A 264-nucleotide genomic window follows, 5' to 3' on the forward strand; every position below is an offset into this window, starting at 1 on the left:
ATATAGCGATAACTCGGACCTTCATGACGGGCATATAGCAAGTTAAACGCCATTAAATCGCCCGCCTTAAAGTCAATCATTAGTTGATGATCTGAACGTTTGATGACAAATCCTTAGCCGTTGTTAGTTGTGTTTCTAAATTTTTAGCACTGCGTAACATTTGAATAAACTCGCTTCTATATCCAAAGTTATCCTGCCCTTTATTTTCCTGAGCCAAAATTATCATATCGTCAATTGAATAATCTTTCAGGTATTTTGCACCTC

Annotated in this window: 1 protein-coding gene; it reads right to left on the reverse strand. The window is 36.7% G+C overall.

Features of this window, described 5'->3' with window-relative positions; genetic code table 11:
• Positions 1-79: 79 nt before the first annotated feature.
• The coding region (locus tag DC53_RS0121135) for a YfbK domain-containing protein (RefSeq protein WP_033032727.1) at positions 80-264 on the reverse strand (185 nt) is incomplete at its 5' end.

The sequence above is a fragment of the Pseudoalteromonas fuliginea genome, assembly GCF_000690055.1.
Taxonomy (GTDB): domain Bacteria; phylum Pseudomonadota; class Gammaproteobacteria; order Enterobacterales; family Alteromonadaceae; genus Pseudoalteromonas; species Pseudoalteromonas fuliginea.